Here is a 19,749-nt window from a genome sequence, read left to right on the forward strand (position 1 = left end):
GACCCATGGCATTCGCCTCCGCAACGGCCGCCGACAGCGCCGACATCCTCTGCGTCGACCTGGTGCGCATCTTCCGTGTGCTCGCCGGCGACGGGCAGGGGGTCGAGGTCCAAGCGCTGCAGGGTCTCAACCTGCGGGTGGATCCGGGCGAGCTGGTCGCCGTGGTCGGAGCATCCGGATCCGGGAAGTCGACGCTGCTGTCGATCCTCTCCAGCCTTGATCAGCCCACGGCCGGTGTGGCGTGGGTGGCCGGACACGATCTGCTCACGATGAAGGAGAAGGAGCGCGTGCAGTTCCGCCGCCGGAGCGTGGGGTTCGTCTGGCAGCAGACGTCGCGCAACCTGCTGCCGTATCTGACGGCGGGGGAGAACGTCGCCGCGGCGCTCGCGATCGCCGGGGACCGCCAGGGAGCGAGCGCTCGACGGACGCGCGTGGCAGAGCTGCTCGACCTGCTCGAGGTCTCGCACTGCGCCGAGCGGCGGCCGGCGGAGATGTCCGGCGGCGAGCAGCAGCGCGCGGCCATCGCCGTGGGCATCGCAAACAGTCCGCGCGTGCTGCTGGCCGACGAGCCGACGGGCGAGCTCGATGACGCCACGAGCTCGCACGTGCTGGAGGCCATGCGTACGGTCAACCGTGAACTCGGCGTCACGACGCTGATCGTCACCCACGACCCCAGCGTGTCCGAGCACGTCGCGCGGACGGTCCAGATCCGCGACGGACGCACCTCGACCGAGGTGCTGCGCTCGACTCGCGTCGACGAGCACGGGACAGAGGAGCACGTCGCGGAGGAGTACGCGGTCGTGGACCGGGTCGGCCGGCTGCAGCTGCCCGACGAGTTCGTCACCGCCCTCGACCTGCGCGAGCGGGTGCGACTGGCGCTGGAGCCGGATCACGTCGGGGTATGGCCGGGAAGGGCGGATGCGGCTGACCGGGGTGCGTCGCCCGTTCAGGCGGGCGGTGAGCCCGTTCGGGCGGGCGGTGAGCCCGTTCGGGCGGGCGGTGAGCCCGTTCGGGCGGGCGGTGAGCCCGTCGAAGCGTCGGACGGCTCGACGACGAGGGAGGCCCCGTGAGCACCGCGATCCGCGCCGAGGGGCTCACCCGCACCTTCCGATCCGCCGCGGGCGAGGTGCACGCGTGCGTCGATGTCGACCTGACCGTGAACCCGGGGGAGCTCGTCGTCGTGCGGGGGGCGTCCGGCGCCGGGAAGACGACGTTGCTCAACCTGCTCGGCGGCCTCGATCAGCCGACCTCGGGTCGCGTCTGGATCGGTGACGTCGAACTCACAGCCCTCGGCGAGGACGATCTCGCGCGCATCCGTCGCGAGAACCTCGGCTTCGTGTTCCAGTCCTTCGGACTGATCCCGGTGCTCTCCGCGGCCGAGAATGTGGAGCTGCCCCTGCGGATCGCCGGGGACGATCCGACTGACCGAAACGCGCGTGTCGCCGAGGCGCTGCACCTGGTCGGGCTGGCCGATCACGCCGCGCAGCGGCCCGGGGAGCTCTCCGGAGGTCAGCAGCAACGGGTCGGCATCGCCCGCGCGATCGTCGCGCGGCCGCGGGTGCTGATCGCCGACGAGCCGACCGGTCAGCTGGACTCGCGCACCGCCGCGAGTGTCATGGATCTGCTCGTCGACCTCGTGCACACCCGGCAGATCGCCGCGATCGTCTCGACCCACGATCCTTTGCTCGTGCGCCGCGCGGATCGCGTCATCGAAATCCACGACGGTCGCGTCGCGCCTGCGCTCGCGCCCGCCGCCGACGTCGCCACTCCTGCAGCCGCCCCTCCTGACGCCGCTGGTGCCGGCTCCGCCGCCGCGCCTGCCGCCGCCGCTCCGCGCACCCGCGCCGAGGCGCGTTCGCGCCGCGGTGCGAGGATGGACGGGTGACCGAGCCCGACACCTTCGACCAACTGGTCGCGCACGCCCACGAGACGCACGTCGTCGTCGTCGGCGCCGGGATCGCCGGGCTGGTCGCTGCGTACGAATGCGCGAAGGTCGGGATGCCGGTCACGGTGGTCGAGGCATCCGATCGGCTCGGCGGCGTGATCGAGACCATCGACCTCGCCGGTCTGCGTGTCGACGTCGGCGCGCAGGGATACGCCACTCACGGCGGCTCCGTGCGTTCGCTCGTCGACGATCTGGGACTCGGAGACCGCACCCGCCAGACTGCGCGACGGGCGCTGTGGCTGTCGGGGCTGACGGGCGGTCCGACGCCCCTTCCCCCGGGCGGAGTCCTGGGCATCCCCGACAACCCGTGGGATGAGCGCGTCCGCCGCATCATCGGCTGGCGCGGCGCCTGGCGCGCCTACCTCGACCGGCTGCGCCCGCCGCTGACGATCGGCCAGGAGCGCAGCCTCGGCCGGCTGGTCCGCACCCGGATGGGCGCGCGCGTCCTCGATCGCCTGGTCGCGCCGGCCGGCATCGGCGCGTTCGCCATCCACCCCGACGACGTCGACGTCGAGATCGCCGCGCCGGGCTTGAGCGCCGCACTCACCCGGACGGGCTCGTTGTCAGGGGCCGTCGCGCAGGTGCGCGGTGAGCAGACCCCCGACGCCGGACCCGGGTTCGAGGGCGTCCAGGGCGGAATGTCGGTGCTCATCGACGCGCTGCGGGATCGGCTGCTCGAGCTCGGCGCCGCGATCCGCACTGGCGAGGCCGTCGCTGCGCTGCAACGACGCGGCGATGGGCGCTGGGAGGTCCTGACGATGAGAGCGGATGCCTCACCCGCCGCCCCGGATGACTCACCGATCGAGCCAGCTCACACGGTGATCCTTGCTGGCCCGGAGTCGGAAGCGCGCCGTCTGCTGTCTGGAGTCGTTCCGTCGCTCGAGCTCGCGGCATCCGCTCATGCCGACCTGGACGTGGTCACGCTGGTCATCGACAGCCCCGAACTGGCCGCTGCGCCGCCCCGCACCGAGGTGTACGCGATCCCGGGGTCGTCGCCCGCGACGGCGGTCGCCGATCTGACCGCGCAGTGGCCGGATCTCGCGCGGGACGCCGCCGGTCTGCGCGTCCTGCGGGTGACGTTCCCGGGCGCCGCCGCCGCCGCGGCTGCCGAAACCCGGCCTGGACCGCGAGACCCGGGCGCGCAGCCCCCGGTTTCGCCGCCGAACCCCGGTCTCGCCGGTAGCGGTCCCGACGTCGGCGCCGACGACGACACCGCCGCCTCCGCGGCCACCGCGGTGGCGGTGGCCGCGGCATCCGCGCTCCTGGGGGTCCCGCTCGAGATCGGTCAGGTCCGCGCGACGCACCGGCAGCGCTACGCGCAGCCCCGGCCTGTGTCGGCGCTGGGCCAGGCGGCGGCAGCCGCACAGGCGCGCGCGGCGATCGGGTCCGTCCCTGGTCTGGCCGCCGTCGGAGCGTGGCTGTCGGGGACGGGACTGGCCCAGGTCGTGCCGGATGCGATGGAGGAAGCGGAGCGCGTGCGCCGGAAGGCGCTGTGGAACCCGGCCACCTAGCACAGGCCCTCCCCGGAGGCCAGTGGATGCCGGAATCGGAATACGGGTCTACCCTGGGACCAGACCGGAAGTACACCCCGAGCACTTTCAGACACATCCAGCGTGAGGAGACCCCATGAGGGGCAAAGTCGGACTCGTCATCGGCCTCGCCGCAGGCTACGTCCTCGGTACGCGCGCGGGCCGTGAGCGTTACGAGCAGATCAAGGCTCAGGCCGAGAAGGTATGGAACCTCGACCCCGTCCAGGAGCAGGTCGGCAAGGTGAAGGACCTCGCCAAGACGAGCGTCATGGCACTGCCGAACGCCCTGTGGGACGGCGCCGTGAAGGTCACGAAGGCCGTCTCCTCGAAGGGCTCGACGCCCGGACAGAAGCTGGATGCCGCCCTCAAGACCAGCAAGAACGAGGCAGAGGACATCAGCGCCGCCGCCGAGAAGTCCGCGCGAGCCGCGAAGGCCGCCGCGGACGACGCGGTCGATGACATCGCCACGGCCGGGCGAGACCGCAACGGAGCCTGACATGACGACACCTCGCGGATTCCGCGATCGGTCGGACGACAGCCTCTTCACCCTCATCGGCGAGATCCCGGAGCTCATCCGCAATCTCGTCGTCGCTGAGATCGACTCCGCCAAGGGCTGGGTCAAGCGCACGGCGAAGGATGCGGGAATCGGGGCGGGCTGGATCGTCGCCGCGCTGTTCTTCCTCTTCTGGTCCGTCGCCGCCTTCGGCGCCTTCGTGATCATCGGGCTCTCGTCCTGGTGGCCGGCGTGGCTGTCGGCCCTGGTCGTCTTCGTCGGACTGGTGCTGATCGCCCTGGTGCTGGCACTGCTCGGCGTGCTGCGCTTCCGGAAGGTCGCACGCACGCAGAACCCCGCCCAGTCGATCGCCCTGGATGTCAAGGAGGTGCGTGATGAGCTCTAACTCTCCCGTTCCCGTCTCCCGCACCCCCGTGCCGGTGCCGCGCACCGCGGTGCCGATCGGCATCAGCGACCCGGTCGAGCAGGCTCGCACCGAGCTGAAGGCCGCCCTGGCCGCCATCGAGCTCAAGGCGAACGTGCCCAAGCGCGTCGCCGAGGCGACCGACCGCGAGGTGAGCCGCGCGCGCGGCTTCGCGCGGCGGAACCCGGGTGCGACGACCGCGATCGTCGCGGCCGCGGCCGCGGCGGTCGGCACGATCGTGTGGGCCGCAGTCCGCGCCTACACGCGCTGATCCCACGTCACACCCGCGCCGACCGCGTGAAGCGCCGGTCGCGCGCTGCGGGGTATGCTCGGAAACAGGCAGTGCAATGGTGCGAACGCTGCCGATGGCGCGAACCGGTCCCGTTCGGTTCGAAGTCGCTCGTCGGCTGCTCGAACGACCTGGGGCGGCTGACCGGTACCACGAGAGTCAACCCCCAATGAATCAACCCTCACAGCAGCAGCCCAGACCCCTCGCGGGCTGGCGCGTGCTCGTGCCGCGAGGCGGGCCCTGGGGTGACGGTGTGGCAGCGACGCTGCGCAACAAGGGAGCCGTTCCGGTCGTTGCCCCCCTGATCAACTTCGCGCCCACCAACGACCAGGCCGCCCTCGATCAGGCCCTGGCGGATCTGGCCGCCGGTGCCTTCGACTGGCTGACCGTGACGAGCGCCACGACGGTCGACGTCCTGTTCGCCCACCGCGCCGTGATCCCGGCGAACACGAAGGTCGCGGCGGTCGGCGAGACGACGGCCGCAGCCCTGCAGGCCGTCGGCTACCGGGTCGACCTGGTGCCTGATCGCGACAACTCCGCGGCCGGCATGGCGGAGCAGATGATCGGGCTCGAGCCTTCGCCGCGCGACATCCTCACGCTGCGCAGCGAGATCGCCAAGCCCGTCCTCACCCGGCTGCTCATCGAGGCGGGACACCGCGTCCGCAGCGTCGTCGCCTATCGCACCGTCGGCGTGCCTGTCACCGACCGGATCGCCGAAGACGTGCGCAACGGCCGTATCAACGCGATCCTGGTGACCAGCGGCTCGGTCGCCGAGCAGGTGCAGCAGCAGTTCCCGGTGATCCCCGAGGCCACCGTCATCGCGGCGATCGGGCCCCGCACGGCGAAGGACGCCAAGCGCGCGGGCCTCTCGGTCGATGTGGTGGCGGAGTCGCAGACCGTTGACGCGCTGATCGATGCGGTGGCCGGCTTCCAGCTCCCGCACGCCGCTGACGAGTTCGCGCCCTGATGCGCGAAGCCCCCCGCGTCGTCGTCCTGGCCGGCGGCGTCGGCGGTTCGAAGTTCACGCTCGGCGTGCGTGCGGCGCTCGCCCGGAGCGGCGCGCCGGAGGCGACGGTCATCGTCAACACCGGCGATGACCTCTGGCTCTCCGGCGTCCGGCTGCAGCCCGACGTCGATTCGATCGTGTACGCGCTCGCGGGTGTGAACGACACCGTGCGCGGCTGGGGCCGCGCCGATGACAGCGAGCGGGTGAACGCCGAACTGCAGCAGTGGGATGCCGGGTGGCCGTGGTTCACCCTCGGCGACCTCGACCTCGGTACCCACCTCGCGCGCACCGGCTGGCTGCGCGAGGGACTGACTCCGACGCAGGTGCTGGAGCGGATGTCGCGCCGTTGGCCGCTCGGAGCGCGACTGCTCCCCATGACCGACGCCGAGGTCGACACGCAGGTCGCCCTGCGCGACGGAACCTCGATGCACTTCCAGGAGTGGTGGACCCGACACCGCGCGGCGCTGGAGCCGGAGCGTTTCGACAACCCCGGCATCGACGTCGCGACGGCGGCGCCGGGAGTGCGGGAGGCGATCGCCGCCGCCGACGTGGTGCTGATCGCCCCCTCCAACCCGGTCGTCTCGATCGGCCCGATCCTCGCGGTGCCCGGCATCCGCGACGTGCTGCGCAGCGCGCCGGGCCGTGTCGTCGGGATCTCGCCGATCATCGGCGGCCGGGTGGTGCGCGGAATGGCGGACGTCTGCCTCACCGCGATCGGCGTGCAGACCTCCTCGACGGGGGTGGCGCAGCACTACGGCGCACGATCGGGCGGCGGCATCCTGGATTCATGGCTGATCGCCGAGGAGGATGCCGCGCACGCCGGCAGCATCGAAGCCCTCGGCGTCACGCCTGTCGTCGCACCGCTGTGGATGAGCGATGTCGATGCCACCGCCGCCATGGCAGATGCCGCGCTCGCCGCGGCTCGGAACTGACGGGCCGGCTCCGACGTGGTGGAGCTGACGGCGCTCGCGTGGGCGCTCCTGGCCGTCGCCGCGCTCATCACCGGACTCTCCAAGACCGCGCTGCCCGGTGCCGGAACACTTTCGGTCGCGATCTTCGCGGCCGTGCTGCCGGCGAAGCAGTCCACCGGCACGCTGCTGCTCCTCCTGATCGTCGCCGACGTGTTCGCCGTCGTCGCCTACCGGCGCGACACGAACTGGCGTGCGCTCCTGCGGCTGGCCCCGGCCGTCGTCGTCGGGCTCGGTCTCGGCGTGGTCTTCCTCGCGCTCGCCGATGACGCGTGGGTGCGCAAGGTCATCGGTGTGATCCTGCTCGCCGTCATCGTGGTCACCCTCATCCGGCGCAGGATGGTCGCCACCGTCGCCGGGAGCGGCTCGCACCGGATCGCCGCGGCGACGTACGGGACGCTCGGGGGATTCACCACGATGGTGGCCAACGCGGCCGGCCCGGTGATGTCGATGTACTTCCTGGCGGCTCGGTTCTCGGTCAAGGAGTTCCTGGGGACGGCGGCGTGGTTCTTCGCGCTGGTGAACCTCTCGAAGGTCCCGTTCTCGGTCGGCCTCGGCCTGATCACCGTGCCGGGTCTGCTCATCGACCTCGTGCTGGTGCCCGCGGTGGTCATCGGCGCGTTGTCCGGTCGGTGGCTGGCGGATCGCCTCGATCAGCGCCTGTTCGAGCGCCTCGTCATCGTCTTCACCGTGATCGGCGCGCTCTACCTGCTGCTGTTCTGAACGGAACGCGACTCGCTCGCGGCACCGGCGAGCACCGCACGCGTGCGCCGCCCGACACCGAGTCCGGCGGCCGAGTGCAGCTGGTCGGCGGTGTCCACGTCGCGACGCAGACTCGAGTCCGGCGCCACGTTCAGCGCAACGCAGCCGAGATCGAGGTGACGCGCGAACGAGCCGTCGCCGAAGGAGGTCCGCAGCGCCATACCGGCACCGGCCGTCACCAGCGTGGTCCCGGTTCCCTCGGCGTCGGCGACCACCGTGCGCGCCAGCGCGGAGGCGGTCGACAGCGCAGCCGACAGATCCTGAGGCCGCAGGGCGGGGAGGTCGCCGAGCAGCGCGGCGCGCGGCATCCGCTCTCCGGCCGCCTCCGCGCCCGTCGCGACGGCCGCGTCGATGCCGCGCGCATCGCCCTCGGGCACGAAGCGCAGGCCGGGGATGTCGAAGGCGAGGGTGATCAGGGCGGCGTCCTCGGTCACCACGAAGACCTGCCCCACCGCGTCGCAGTCGGCTGCGGCCTCGATGGTATCCAGCGCGATCGCGCGGGCGAGGCTGACGCGCTCGATGCCCGCGACGGCCAGCCGCGACTTGCCCAGCGCCGTCGGCTTGACCGGAATGATCACGGCCCAGCGGTCGCGCCCGGCCGGAGCGCCGTCGGTCACTCCGCGAACCGCGCGCGGAGCCTCGGCAGGATCTCGGCGCCGTACATGCGCAGGAACTCCTCCTGATCGTGTCCCGGATCGTGGAACACCAGGTGCCGGAAGCCGAGATCGACGTACTCGGCGATCTTCTCGACGTGCTCCTCGGGGTCGGTGGAGACGATGAAGCGGGATGCCGCGCGCTCGATCGGCAGCTCGGCCGCACGGCGCTGCATCTCCAGCGGATCGTGGATGTCGCGCTTCTCCTCGGGGCTGAGGGCCAGCGGCGCCCAGAAGCGGGTCTTCTCCATCGCCGTGTCGTGGTCGGGGTGGTACGACACCTTGACCTCGATGAGCGTGTCGATCGCGTCATCGGCGCGCCCGGCCTTCTCGAGGCCCTCGCGGAGGGCGGGCAGCAGGGTGTCGGTGTACAGCTCCGCCGCCTTGCCGGAGGTGGTGATGTAGCCGTCCGCGATGCGGCCGGCCAGCCGGGTCGCGGCCGGACCGGAGGCGCCGATGTAGATCGGCACCTTCTCGTCCTCCGATGGGCGATCGTAGATCGTCGCGTCCTTCGTCGAGTAGTACGTGCCCTCGAACGTGACCCGCTCGTCGTCCCAGAGCTTCTCGATGAGGGTGATCGCCTCCTTCAGGCGCTGGAAGCGCTCCGGCGGGTCGGGCCACTCGAGCCCGAGCGTCACTTCGTTGAGCGCCTCGCCGGTGCCGAGGCCCAGGATGATGCGGCCCGGGTACAGCACGCCCAGCGTCGCGAACATCTGCGCGACCACGCCGGGGTGGTAGCGGAAGGTCGGAGTGAGCACCGAGGTCCCCAGGAGCACCCGCGAGGTGCGCGCGCCGACCGCGCCGAGCCACGGCACGGCCGCAGGAGCGTGGCCGCCGTCGTGCATCCACGGCTGGAGGTGGTCCGAGACGAAGACCGAATCGAACCCCATCTCCTCGGCGAGCACGGCGAAGTCGGCCAGCTCCCGCGGACCGAACTGCTCGGCGGAGGCTTTGTAGCCGAATCTCAGCGGAATGGTCATGCTGCTCCTGTTCGTGCGTCCTCGGCGGCGGCCGGGAGGAATTCGGATCCGTCGGCGCGGGAGAGTCGGCGGCGGAAGGCGTCGACTGTTCCCGGCCACAGCAGGGTGAGGCGCCCTGAGCGCTCGTCGACGTACCAGTTGCGGCATCCGCCGGTCAGCCACGGCGTGTGCTCGGCAGCCGCGGCGATCTCGGCGGTGTAGGCGCGCTCGGCCTCCGGCGAGACCCGCAGCACTCCGCGCGCGTGGCGCCGGCTCAGGCTCTCCACGACGTAGTCGGCCTGCTCCTCGATCATGAGGACCGAGGAGTTGTGTCCGAGCGAGGCGTTCGGGCCGTTGAGGACGAAGAGGTTCGGGAATCCCGCGACGACGGTGGAGCCGAACGAGGTCATGCCGTTCGACCAGTGCTCGTCGAGGCTCTGCCCGTCCTCGCCGCGAACGAGTTGCGCGTACGGCTGGCGGGTCGAGGCGAACCCGGTCGCCAGGACGACCGCATCGACCTCGTGCACGGTCCCGTCCGCGGCGATGAGGGTGTTCCCGTCCACCGATGCCAGTGCCGAGGCGACCAGCCTCACCCGCTCACCCGAGAGCGCGGGGTAGAACTCGTCGGAGAGCAGCACGCGCTTGCACCCGAAGGCGTAGTCCGGAGTGAGCACGGCGCGCAGGGCCGGATCCGGGACCTGCGCGCGGAGGTGGTCGAGCGCGATGGTGCGGGCGGCGGCGGATGCTGCGGCATCGCCCGACCGGGAGGCGAAGCGCGCCTCGCCCTCGTCCAAGAGCTCGGCGCGCAGGCGCGCGAGCTCGTCCGGGTGCTCGGCGAACCGGCGCCGGTCATCGGGCGTGAACGCGTGCGCGTCGCGCGGGACGATCCAGGCAGGCGTCCGCTGGAAGAGCGTGACCTGTGCGGCGAGCGCGGCCAGCTCGGGCACCAGCTGGACGGCGCTGGCGCCGGTGCCGACCACGGCGACGCGCAGTCCTGTGAGGTCGGCGTCGTGATCCCAGCGGGCGGAGTGGAACAGCGGGCCGGGGAAGGTCTCGAGTCCGGCGATGTCTGGGATCTCGGGCTCGGTGAGGCGACCGCAGGCCAGGACGAGCGCGTCCGCGAGGATCACGTCCGCCCCGCCGGCGCCGCCGGTGCGGATGCGCCACGCCGACTCCTCGGCGTCCCAGTCGGCCGAGATCAGCGGCGTCTGCAGTCGCAGCCGGTCGCCGAGCTGCTCGCGCCGGGCCACGTCTTCGAGGTAGTCGCGGATCTCCTCGCCGCGAGCGAAGGTCCCCGACCAGTTCGGGTTCGGGTACGCGGCGAACCCGTACAGGTGCGACGGCACGTCGCACGCGACGCCGGGGTAGGTGTTGTCGCGCCAGGTGCCGCCGACGGAGTCCGCGCGCTCGAGGACGACGAAATCGTCTCGACCTGCTCGTCGCAGCGCCATCGCCATGCCGAGTCCGGCGAAGCCGGCGCCGACGATCGCGATCTCCACGCGCGTCATACGGGCGTGCCCGTCGAACGCACCGCGGTCATCCCGTCCCGCCGAGCGGGCGGTTCGCGGTAATCCGTGGTGCGGAGTCGGAACGGCCGGAACAGGCGCGCGGCGATGCGCGCGGCATCCTCCGCCGGCAGTTCCTGTCCGTACTCGATTCCGGCCTCCGGCAGCACTCGGCCGTCGAGGAGGGTGCCGCCCAGGTCATCGCCGCCGGACTGGAGCAGCACAGCGGCGTCGCTGCGCCCGACTCGCGTCCACGGGATCTGGATGTGCGGGATGCTCCCGGACAGCAGAAGTCGCGAGACGGCGACCATCGCCCGATGCTCGTCGATCGGCGCGCGGCCCGCGACGAGCGGAACGCCGCCGGAGGGCCCGGGCAGGGGGATCGGGACGAACTCCGTGAACCCGCCGCCGGGGAGTGCGCCTCTCGAGGCGCTCTGCAGCTCGCGGAGGCGGCGCAGATGGGCGACGCGCTCGGCGGCGGTCTCCACATGCCCGTAGAACAGCACGGACGTCGAGCGGAAGCCCGCGGCATGGGCGGCGGTGATGCCGGTCTCCCATCGGTCGATCTCGAGGTCGTCGGGCGCGACCAGCGAGCGGACGCGCTCGCTGAGGACCTTGACGCCCGTTCCGGGCACCGTATCGATGCCGGCCGCACGCATGGCCTCGAGGGCGCCCCCAAGGCCGAGTCCGCCGCGCTCGGCCAGATCCCAGACGTCCTGCGGGCGATACGCGTGCAGGTGCATCGAGGGGGTCGCCGTCTTGATCGCACGAGCGATGGCGAGGTAGGCGGCCGGATCCTCGGATGCCGGAAGCCGGCCCTGCACGCAGATCTCCGTCGCCCCGAGGTCCCAGGCATCCCTCGCTACGGCGGCCGCATCGTCGAGCGTGAACGTGCCGGGTTCTCCCGACGGGACGCTGCGGTACCCCGATGATGTGAGGTTGCGGTTGACGACGAGGCTGACGGCCTCGCCGACGGTGTAGCGGCGGAGTGCATCCGCGGTCGAGGCGAGGGCGTCCAGATCGTCGCCGGTGGCGTGCAGCAGCGCGACCCATTCGGCGTCGTCGAGGGTCAGCGGGTCGGCGGCGGCTCGCTCGGCGAGGTGCTGCACGCCGCGTGCGGTCTCGCTGCGCCCGCTCGACGATCTGTCACCGTGCGGGCGAGCGTCGGCGACCGAGGCGGAACGGGCCGAGCCGGCGGGATCCGCCAGCCCAGAGGTCCCGTCCGCGAGCACGGCGACCGCGGCGTGCAGTGCGGGATCGATCCACTCGTCGCGGTCGAGGATGAACTCCGGCTGAGCGGTGAGGCGCTCGCGCAGCGTGAAGCCGAGAGCGGCGGTGCGCTCGGCCAGCTCGTCCAGGTGCGGCCACGGGCGCTCGGGATTCACATGATCAGCCGTGAGCGGTGAGACGCCGCCCCAGTCGTCGGCGCCGGCGCGAACGAGCAGATCGAACTCGGCCGGGTCTGACAGGTTCGGCGGGACCTGGATCCGCATGCTCGGGCCGAGAACGAGCCGCGCGACCGCGACCGCCGCGACGTACTCGAGCACCGAGGCATCCGGAACGCTCTGCATCGCCGTGCGGGGCTTCGCGCGGAAGTTCTGCACGATGACCTCCTGCACGTGACCGTGCCGCTCGTGCGCCTCGCGCAGGGCGATGAGGGAGTCGGCGCGATCGCGCAGCGTCTCGCCGATGCCGACCAGGATGCCGGTGGTGAAGGGGACGCGCGCACGACCGGCGTCCTCGATCACCGCGAGGCGGAGGTCTGGGTCCTTGTCCGGCGAGCCGAAATGCACCTGCCCCGGCTCCTCGTACAGCCGCCGCGACGTGGTCTCGAGCATCATCCCCATCGACGGGGCCGTCGGTCGCAGCGTCTGCAGCTCGTCGAGGGCCATCACGCCGGGATTCAGGTGGGCGAGCAGGCCGGTCTCGGCGGTGATCAGGCGAGCCATCGCGCCCACGTAGTCCAGGGTCGAGGTGTAGCCGTGCTCATCGAGCCATGCACGCGCTTCGGGCCAGCGGTCCTCCGGGCGGTCGCCGAGCGTGAGGAGGGCCTCTTTGCAGCCCATCGCGGCGCCCTGACGTGCGACCGTCAGCACCTGCTCGGCCGACATGTACGTCGGCTTGTGCATCTTCAGCAGCTGCGCGGGGGTGTCGACGAAGATGCAGTAGTGGCAGCGGTCGCGGCAGAGGGTCGTCAGCGGGATGAACACCTTGCGCGAGTAGGTGATGATGCCGGGGCGACCGGATGCCGCGAGCCCGGCGTCGCGCGCGGCGGCGGCGAGCCGGAGCATCCGCTGGAAGGACTCCCCCTCAGCACTGAGCAGTGCTTCCGCATCATCCGCGTCCAGGCGCTCGCCGGAGGCCGCACGGTTCAGCGCGTCGTCGATGCGGACGACCGCGGCATCCGCGGCGGAACGCGTCGGATCGAGCAGGGTCACCGTCCCAGTCTTGCACCGCCCGCGGCGAACCGGCCGCGGGATCGTTGCCGGTCCGTAAGCAAAACGCCCGTTTCCGACCCGCCGCCGCTGGCAGACTGGAGGGATGGTGACCCTGCTGCTCGACTCGACTCAGCTCGAGATCGTGCTGACCGGCGCCGAACGGGCCTTCGCATTCCATAAGGGGAATGTGGTCGTCGAGCGATCGACCATCGCCAAGGTGCAGCTCACCGAAGACGCATGGACCTGGCTGCGCGGAGTTCCCAGCCCCGGCACCCACATCCGCGGAGTCCTCGCGATGGGCACCTGGAAATCGGCTGGCGCCAACGACTTCGCGATCGTGCGCCGTCACCGGCCGAGCGTCGTGATCGATCTGGACGGGCATCCCGAGTACGAGCGCATCGTGCTGACGACGCGTCACGGGCTCGACCTCGTGACGGCCCTCCGCCTGGACGTGGACAGCGATGAGGCGCCGGCCGACGTCGTGGACCTCGCGACGGGGACGATCCCGGTTCAGGACTAGCTGACCTCCGGTGTCCGATGCGTGTCAGCTCGCTGACGTCCGGTGTCCGGTGCGTGTCAGCTAGCTGACGTCGCGGCGCCAGCTCGTGAGGCGCCCGAGCAGCACGAGCACGACGCCGTAGGCCAGCAGGACGAGTCCGCCCGCCCACCACGCGAGCGGATCCGCACCGCTCCCGCTCACTGCGGGGGCATTGAACAGGCTCGCCCCGACCAGCGCGTCGCTGGCGGCGCCCGGAAGGAAACGCGTCGCATTCGAGAGCCCCTCGACGAACGCCGCGGCCGCGCGGCCGACCGGCTCGAGGAACTGCGTGAACACGAGGACGCCCACGATCGCGCCGACCTGGTTGCGCACCAGCGCACCGACCCCGATACCGATGATCACCCAGAGGACGAAGGCCAGCAGCATCCGGCCGAACAAAGCCCACGTGTCGCTCGAGCCGAAATCGGTCTCCAGGCCGTAGCCGACCAGGAGCGCCGCTGACGGCACGACGGAGGCGAGGATGCCGATCACGCCGAACAGCACCCCCATCCCGATGCCGACGAGGATCTTCGCCGACAGCACGATCCCCCGCCGCGGAGTGGCCAGGAACGTCGGGGTGAGCGTCTTGTGGCGGAATTCGCTGGTCACCATCAACGTGCCGATGAGCAGGGGGAAGACGTACCCCACCGACGTCGCCGAGCTGTACAGCGTGGCCGAGAGCCCCTCGGCGGGAAGCGGCGGCGCCTGATCGCCGAGCGATCCGGACGCCGCGGCGGAGAACACGAACGCGAGCACCGTCGCAGTGAAGCCGACGTAGGCGACGAGGACGATCGCGAGGATCCACCACATCGAGGTGGAGAACTGCTTCGTGACCTCGGAACGGCCGGCGGCGGAGAGGCTCATCGCTGCTCACCTCCCCGCTCATCGGCGTGCTGGTCGGGCTCGTCGGGCTGCTCGAGCACATCGGGGTGGTCGGCGTCGTCCGGCGCCGCCGCCTGGTCGCCGCCCGCGGGCGCGGACTCGTCGAGATCGACGTCTTCATCGTCATCGTCGTCCGCGAACGCGGCGAAGAACGCGTCGGCTTCGTCGTCGGCCTCGGTCCGCACGTACTGCTCCCACGGCCGGTCGTCCGATCCCTGCGGCTGCGCCGACGAGTCGGGCTCGTCGGAGGACGCGTCGCCGGCGTCGGACAGTTCCGCGTCGATCTCGCCGAGCGCTTCGACATCGGGGTCGCCGTCGAGGTCGAGATCGCCGTCCAGGGCTGGACCCGGTTCCGGGCCCGGGTCGTCGTCGGCAGCCGCGGGGGTCGACCCCGGTGCGGACGCAGCAGCCGCTGCCGACGCAGCAGCCGCTGCCGCTGCCGCTGCCGGGACGATGTCGATCACGCCGGTGCTCGCGACGGCGAAGCCGGCCGTGGACGGCGCTGCCGACTCGCGGACGTACTCCGACTGGTCGGCCGCCACGAGCGTCGCGACGGCGGCGCCCGGAGGCTGGCCGGCTGCGGCATCCAGTTCTGCGGCGACGGCCGCCGATTCCGCGTCATCGACCTCGGGAGGCGCGGAGGCTTCCGAGACGTCGGCAGCACCTGCCGCACCGATCGCGGCAGCATCCGCCACCGGCGCACCATCCGCGACTGGCGCGAGCGCACCAGCCGCACCGGGCGCCGCGCCGCCCGCCGTCGCGTGCACGCGGGCTCCGCTGATCAGCTCGAGGAACACTTCCTCCAGCGCCGGCCCGCGACGCTGCAGGGCGGAGAGGGCGAGCCCGGCGGATGCAGCGATCGCACCGACCTCGACCGGATCGAGCCCCCGCACCGTGAGACCGGAACGCAGCAGCTCGAACGAGACGTCGGATGCGGTCAGCGCCGCGCTGAGCGCCGCCCGGTCGGGGGAGTCGACGACGGTGACGTATTCGGAGGGGTCTGCCAGATCCTCGAGCCCGCCCTGATAGACCAGGCGGCCGGCCGAGACGATGACGAGCGAATCGACGGTCTGCTGCACCTCGGAGAGCATGTGCGAAGAGACCAGCACCGTGCGTCCCTGACGGGCGAGGTCGCGCAGGAACACCCGCATCCACTTGATGCCCTCGGGGTCCAGCCCGTTCGCCGGTTCGTCCAGGACCAGCACGCCCGGATCGCCGAGCAGCGCGTACGCGAGGCCCAGCCGCTGGCGCATGCCGAGCGAGAAGCCGCCCACCTTGCGTCCGCCGACATCGGCGAGGCCCACGAGGCCGAGCACCTCATCGACACGCGAGATCGGCAGCGACGCCGCCTGCGCGTAGACCTTGAGGTGGTTCGCCGCGGTGCGGCCGGGATGGAAGCTGGATGCCTCGAGCACGGCGCCGACGGTCTGCAGCGGGTGGCGAAGCGAGGCGTAGCGCTCGCCGCCGATCGTGGCAGAGCCCTCAGTCGCGCGGACGAGCCCGAGGAGGATCCGAAGCGTGGTCGTCTTGCCCGCGCCGTTCGGCCCGAGGAAGCCGGTCACCCGCCCGGGTTCGACCCGTGCTGTCAGCCCCGAGACTGCGGTCACCGCGCCGAATCGCTTGGTGACACCGGAGAACTCCAGCACCTGTCCTTCGGGCATGCCGAACCTCTCGTCGTTGCGGTGTGTTCCCCCAATCTTGGCGGAAACGTCTCCGCGGCGCAGGATTCCCGTCATCCCGAGGCACCGCCACTTGACCCGATCGGCCCCTTCCCGCGGACGGGAGTGGGCCGATTGGGTCAAGTGGGACGGTGCGCGGCGCCGAGACCGGCCGGTAACGTTGCGACCGTGAACGCAGCGCCCGAACCGACGGAATCGCGCGTGCTGGTGCGCACCGAGGGCGGTCTGGGCCGCCTCACCCTCAATCGTCCCCGGGCGCTGAACGCCCTCGACCTGGGCATGATCCTCGAACTCTCCGCCGCGCTGGACGCCTGGGAGAACGACCCCGACATCGACATCGTCCTGCTCGACGGTGCGGGGGAGCGCGGACTGTGCGCCGGCGGCGACGTGCGTGGGCTCTACGAGCAGATCCGCGCCGGCGATGCCGAGGCCACCGGCGAGTTCTTCCGCGCCGAGTACGCGCTCAACGCCAGGATCGCCGAGTACCCCGCGCAGTTCGTCGTCTTCGCCGACGGCATCACGATGGGCGGCGGGATCGGCCTCGCCGGGCACGCGGCTGTCCGCGTCGTGACCGAGCGCTCCGCCCTGGCGATGCCCGAGACGAGGATCGGCTTCACCCCAGACGTGGGCGGCACGTGGCTGCTCGCGCACGCCCCCGGCCGGCTGGGCGAGTACTTCGCTCTGACGGGTGCATCGATGGATGCCGGTGATGCGATCTACGCCGGACTCGCCGACCATCTCGTGCCATCCGACCGCCTCGACGACCTGCGCGATGCGCTGGTGACGCGCGCCGACCCGGCGACACCGACCGAGCTCGTGCTGCTGTTCGACGAGACGCCGCCGCCGTCGCGTGCGGCCGCCGCCCGCGAATGGATCGACGACGCGTTCGCCGCCGAGACTGTCGCCGAGATCGTCGAACGGCTGCGTGGGCGCGGCGAGCCCGAGGCATCCGCCACCGCCGACGTCCTGGGCGAGCTGTCGCCGACCGCACTGACCGTGACTCTCGAGGCCGTCCGCCGGGCTCGCGGGCTGCCCGACCTGCGCAGCGCCCTGGCCCAGGAATACGGTCTGGTGCTGTGGTTCGCCACGACCCAGCCCGACCTGCCGGAGGGCATCCGCGCACAGCTCGTCGACAAGGACCGGTCGCCGCGCTGGCAGCCGGCGGCGCTCGCCGATGTCGGTGGGGATGCCGCGGCGTCCGCCCTCGCATACGTTCCGCCGGTCCCCCTCTGGACGTGAGGTCATGAGCGAACGATCGCGGGAGCGGCGCTATTCGATCGGCATCGTGATCGACTGGTTCTTCTTCGTCTTCGCCGGTCTGTCCGCGATCTGGCTCGCCTACCTGAGCTTCACCGAGTCGTTCCGGGTCGGCTGGTGGGGCATCCTGTTCGCCGTCGCGTTCTGGGTCCTGCTCGCGTACCTGGTGCTGCCGCGTCTGCATCGGATCCTCACCACGATCTACGTGCCCGACTACTTCATCGGCCGGGCGCGCACGAGCGACGGACTGCTGGGCGACCCCGTGAACCTCGCCCTGCGCGGCAGCGGCGATCAGATCGAGCAGGCGCTGCGCAGTGCCGGCTGGACGAAGGCGGATCCGGTCACCCTCGCATCGTCGTGGCGGATCATCACCTCGACGCTGACCCGCCGCAGCTACGACGACGCGCCCGTCAGCCCCCTCTTTCTGTTCGGCAAGCAGCAGGACTTCGCCTACCAGCAGGAGGTGAGCGGCAACCCCGCGCAGCGCCACCACGTGCGGTTCTGGAAATGCCCGGACGAGTGGATGCTGCCCGGTGGCACCCGCGTGGACTGGGTGGCCGCCGGCACCTTCGACACGCGCGTCGGGCTGTCGCTGTTCACGCTGCAGGTCACCCACAAGATCGACGCCGACACCGACGTCGAGCGCGACCACATCGTCTCCACGCTCACCGCGGGTGATCCGCATGTTCGGGTGGGCGTGATCGCCGACTTCTCCACCGGCTACCACGCCAGAAACGGCGGAGGGGACTCGATCCGCACGGACGGCGACCTGCCGATCATCGATGTGAGCGGAGTCTCCGTCGGCGCGGCGACCGCGATCGCCGGGGAGGCGGAGCGATGAGCGCACCGGAGACGCCACCGATCCCGTCCGCCCCGATGCCCGTCAAGCGCCCGGCGTACGAGCCGGCTGCCCGACTGCTGCGCCCGACCGGATACGACCCCGACATGGCGCGCCCGATCACGACGGTGGCAGGAGCCGTGCTGATCCTGCTGCGCGTGCTGGCCGGCATCCTGGTCCTGGTCGCCCTGGCCTCGGGCTGGGACTCGCTGGCGCTCGATCTCGAACTCGGCGCCGACGGCTCGCAGCTTACGCCGGAGATCCGCCGGTTCACGCTGGTCGTCGTGCTGATCATCGGTGCGATCGTGCTCCTCGCCGACCTGCTGCTGGCCGTGTTCACCCTGCGCGGCCACAACTGGTCGCGGGTCATCGTCATGATCATCTCGGTCTTCTCGATCTCGACGTCGTTCACGGCGTGGTGGGTGCAGGGGCAGGAGATCACCCTCGACAGCACATACCTCTCGCTGAGCCTGGACATCCTGATCCTGCTGGCGCTGTCCAGCCGCAGCGCGGCCGCGTACGCGCGGCGGAAGGAACGGCGCTGAGCCCGGTGCCGTTGGTTTAGCCTGAAATCCGCCGCGTTCCACGGTCGGCGTCGTCAGGGAGGCGAGCGTGTTCGACAGCCCGCTGTCCGCATCGGCATACGAGGTGCTCGAGGTCGATCCGGCGACCGACGACGAGACGCTGCGCAAGGCCTACCGGCTGCGACTGCGCCAGACGCATCCGGACACCGGGGGTGACGCGGTCCAGTTCGTGCAGGTGCAGCGGGCGTGGGAGCTGGTGGGGACCCCCGAGGCGCGCGCCGCCTACGACCGTGGGCACGGGTTCGGCGAGGCGGCCGCACCCGAGTTCGGCCCGTCGACGGGCTCGGCGGGGTGGCGTGCGCCGGCCCGGCCGGCGGACACGCGCCCCAAGGCCCGGTCCTACGGCCAGCCCGGCGGCTGGCGCCGCGAGCGGTACCTCGACCTCATTCGCGAGTGGGTGGGACGGGGCGTCACGGTCGACGACCCGTACGATCCGGCGCTGGTGCGCACGGCCCCGAGGGAATTGCGACGGATGCTCGCGGACGCGCTCGCCGAGGAGGCCACCGCCCGGGTGGTGTCGGACCTCGGCATGGGATACACGGTGTGGCACGACGTCGCCGCGCCGGTCCGCGGCGGTGGCGGCGACGACAAGGTGGATCACATCGTGCTCAGCCCGTCCGGGCTGTACGCCGTGCTGTCGGAGGACTTCGGCGGCCCGGTGGGTGTGCGCCGCGGTGAGATCACCGGCGACGGCGTGGACGGCACCCCGGTCGCCGACCTGCTCGCCCGCACCCGGGTGGTCGCCCGCTCCGCCGGTGTGCGGTTCGGCGGGGCGATCGTGGTGCTGCCGGACGACGACCTCGTGCAGGCGGTGACGCCCCTGGGCAAGGTGCGCGGCGTGCCGGTCGTGCTGGTCGCCCGCGGTGCCCTCGCCAACGTGCTGCGCCAGGGCGTGCCCGGTGCAAGATCGATCGGCGGCAACGAGATCTTCGACGTCCGGACGCGTCTGCAGCGCGCCGTTCGCTTCGTCTGACCCCGCATTCGATCTTCCGAACGCACA

General features: G+C 71.6%; 20 protein-coding genes. 14 read left to right on the top strand and 6 right to left on the bottom strand.

The features are described 5' to 3' along the window. Positions 1 to 5 precede the first annotated feature (5 nt). From BLT19_RS03860 to BLT19_RS03900, 9 genes are all read left to right on the top strand, one after another. Positions 6 to 1,070 carry an ABC transporter ATP-binding protein gene (locus BLT19_RS03860; RefSeq protein WP_091486655.1) on the top strand — a complete coding sequence of 355 codons (1,065 nt, stop codon included), beginning with the start codon at positions 6 to 8 and terminating at the stop codon, positions 1,068 to 1,070. After that, positions 1,067 to 1,885, top strand: coding sequence for an ABC transporter ATP-binding protein (locus tag BLT19_RS03865; RefSeq protein WP_091486659.1), 819 nt, complete (start codon positions 1,067 to 1,069; stop codon positions 1,883 to 1,885). Before BLT19_RS03860 ends, BLT19_RS03865 begins: the two co-directional genes overlap by 4 nt. Then, positions 1,882 to 3,456: a protoporphyrinogen/coproporphyrinogen oxidase gene (locus BLT19_RS03870; RefSeq protein ID WP_091486662.1), complete on the top strand. Its 1,575-nt coding sequence runs from the start codon at positions 1,882 to 1,884 to the stop codon at positions 3,454 to 3,456. Before BLT19_RS03865 ends, BLT19_RS03870 begins: the two co-directional genes overlap by 4 nt. A 115-nt stretch (positions 3,457 to 3,571) precedes the next feature. Then, positions 3,572 to 3,970: a hypothetical protein gene (locus BLT19_RS03875; RefSeq protein WP_091486665.1), complete on the top strand. Its 399-nt coding sequence runs from the start codon at positions 3,572 to 3,574 to the stop codon at positions 3,968 to 3,970. Position 3,971: 1 nt separating this feature from the next. Next, positions 3,972 to 4,373 (top strand): phage holin family protein, encoded by a 402-nt coding sequence (locus BLT19_RS03880; RefSeq protein ID WP_091486670.1) that lies wholly within the window; start codon positions 3,972 to 3,974, stop codon positions 4,371 to 4,373. Beyond that, positions 4,363 to 4,662, top strand: coding sequence for a hypothetical protein (locus BLT19_RS03885; RefSeq protein ID WP_091486673.1), 300 nt, complete (start codon positions 4,363 to 4,365; stop codon positions 4,660 to 4,662). The genes BLT19_RS03880 and BLT19_RS03885 overlap by 11 nt, the downstream gene beginning before the upstream one ends. A gap of 187 nt (positions 4,663 to 4,849) precedes the next feature. Next, positions 4,850 to 5,647 carry a uroporphyrinogen-III synthase gene (locus tag BLT19_RS03890; RefSeq protein ID WP_091486678.1) on the top strand — a complete coding sequence of 266 codons (798 nt, stop codon included), beginning with the start codon at positions 4,850 to 4,852 and terminating at the stop codon, positions 5,645 to 5,647. Then, positions 5,647 to 6,618 carry a 2-phospho-L-lactate transferase gene (gene cofD / locus BLT19_RS03895; RefSeq protein ID WP_091486682.1) on the top strand — a complete coding sequence of 324 codons (972 nt, stop codon included), beginning with the start codon at positions 5,647 to 5,649 and terminating at the stop codon, positions 6,616 to 6,618. Before BLT19_RS03890 ends, cofD begins: the two co-directional genes overlap by 1 nt. A gap of 15 nt (positions 6,619 to 6,633) precedes the next feature. Then, the gene (locus tag BLT19_RS03900; protein WP_091486686.1) at positions 6,634 to 7,377 is read left to right on the top strand and encodes a sulfite exporter TauE/SafE family protein; all 744 of its coding nucleotides are present in this window, start codon (positions 6,634 to 6,636) and stop codon (positions 7,375 to 7,377) included. Here the strand turns inward: BLT19_RS03900 and cofC are convergent. Genes cofC through cofG form a run of 4 tightly spaced genes read right to left on the bottom strand, consistent with a single transcriptional unit; the run spans position 7,359 to position 12,971 of the window. Continuing rightward, on the bottom strand, positions 7,359 to 8,033 hold the full coding sequence (cofC, locus tag BLT19_RS03905) for a 2-phospho-L-lactate guanylyltransferase (protein WP_091486690.1): 675 nt from the start codon (positions 8,031 to 8,033) through the stop codon (positions 7,359 to 7,361). The genes BLT19_RS03900 and cofC overlap by 19 nt on opposite strands. Continuing rightward, the gene (gene fgd, locus BLT19_RS03910; protein ID WP_091486695.1) at positions 8,030 to 9,049 is read right to left on the bottom strand and encodes a glucose-6-phosphate dehydrogenase (coenzyme-F420); all 1,020 of its coding nucleotides are present in this window, start codon (positions 9,047 to 9,049) and stop codon (positions 8,030 to 8,032) included. The genes cofC and fgd overlap by 4 nt, the downstream gene beginning before the upstream one ends. Beyond that, complete coding sequence (locus BLT19_RS03915; RefSeq protein ID WP_091486699.1) at positions 9,046 to 10,536, bottom strand: flavin-containing monooxygenase; 1,491 nt, start codon at positions 10,534 to 10,536, stop codon at positions 9,046 to 9,048. Before BLT19_RS03915 ends, fgd begins: the two co-directional genes overlap by 4 nt. Continuing rightward, entirely contained in the window at positions 10,533 to 12,971 is a 2,439-nt protein-coding gene (cofG, locus tag BLT19_RS03920; protein ID WP_231917783.1) for a 7,8-didemethyl-8-hydroxy-5-deazariboflavin synthase CofG, read from the bottom strand. The genes BLT19_RS03915 and cofG overlap by 4 nt, the downstream gene beginning before the upstream one ends. 103 nt (positions 12,972 to 13,074) lie before the next feature. Between cofG and BLT19_RS03925 the strand changes: the two genes are divergently transcribed. Beyond that, a complete protein-coding gene (locus BLT19_RS03925) occupies positions 13,075 to 13,491 on the top strand; it encodes a hypothetical protein (protein WP_091486702.1) in 417 nt (138 codons plus the stop codon). A gap of 60 nt (positions 13,492 to 13,551) precedes the next feature. On the opposite strand, the gene BLT19_RS03930 is transcribed toward BLT19_RS03925, so the two are convergent. Both BLT19_RS03930 and BLT19_RS03935 read right to left on the bottom strand, forming a co-directional pair. Then, positions 13,552 to 14,373, bottom strand: coding sequence for an ABC transporter permease (locus BLT19_RS03930; RefSeq protein ID WP_091486705.1), 822 nt, complete (start codon positions 14,371 to 14,373; stop codon positions 13,552 to 13,554). Next, positions 14,370 to 16,052, bottom strand: a complete 1,683-nt coding sequence (locus tag BLT19_RS03935) for an ABC transporter ATP-binding protein (protein WP_091486710.1) — start codon at positions 16,050 to 16,052, stop codon at positions 14,370 to 14,372. The genes BLT19_RS03930 and BLT19_RS03935 overlap by 4 nt, the downstream gene beginning before the upstream one ends. 186 nt (positions 16,053 to 16,238) lie before the next feature. Here BLT19_RS03935 and BLT19_RS03940 point away from each other — a divergent pair, with 186 nt between their 5' ends. From BLT19_RS03940 to BLT19_RS03955, 4 genes are all read left to right on the top strand, one after another. Beyond that, the gene (locus BLT19_RS03940) at positions 16,239 to 17,309 is read left to right on the top strand and encodes an enoyl-CoA hydratase/isomerase family protein (RefSeq protein WP_091486714.1); all 1,071 of its coding nucleotides are present in this window, start codon (positions 16,239 to 16,241) and stop codon (positions 17,307 to 17,309) included. 4 nt (positions 17,310 to 17,313) lie between these two features. Beyond that, positions 17,314 to 18,168: an LssY C-terminal domain-containing protein gene (locus BLT19_RS03945; RefSeq protein ID WP_091486719.1), complete on the top strand. Its 855-nt coding sequence runs from the start codon at positions 17,314 to 17,316 to the stop codon at positions 18,166 to 18,168. Then, on the top strand, positions 18,165 to 18,710 hold the full coding sequence (locus BLT19_RS03950) for a hypothetical protein (protein WP_091486724.1): 546 nt from the start codon (positions 18,165 to 18,167) through the stop codon (positions 18,708 to 18,710). The genes BLT19_RS03945 and BLT19_RS03950 overlap by 4 nt, the downstream gene beginning before the upstream one ends. 67 nt (positions 18,711 to 18,777) lie before the next feature. Continuing rightward, positions 18,778 to 19,722 carry a J domain-containing protein gene (locus BLT19_RS03955; RefSeq protein WP_091486728.1) on the top strand — a complete coding sequence of 315 codons (945 nt, stop codon included), beginning with the start codon at positions 18,778 to 18,780 and terminating at the stop codon, positions 19,720 to 19,722. Positions 19,723 to 19,749: the final 27 nt, after the last annotated feature.

The sequence above is a fragment of the Microbacterium pygmaeum genome, from assembly GCF_900100885.1.
Classification (GTDB): domain Bacteria; phylum Actinomycetota; class Actinomycetes; order Actinomycetales; family Microbacteriaceae; genus Microbacterium; species Microbacterium pygmaeum.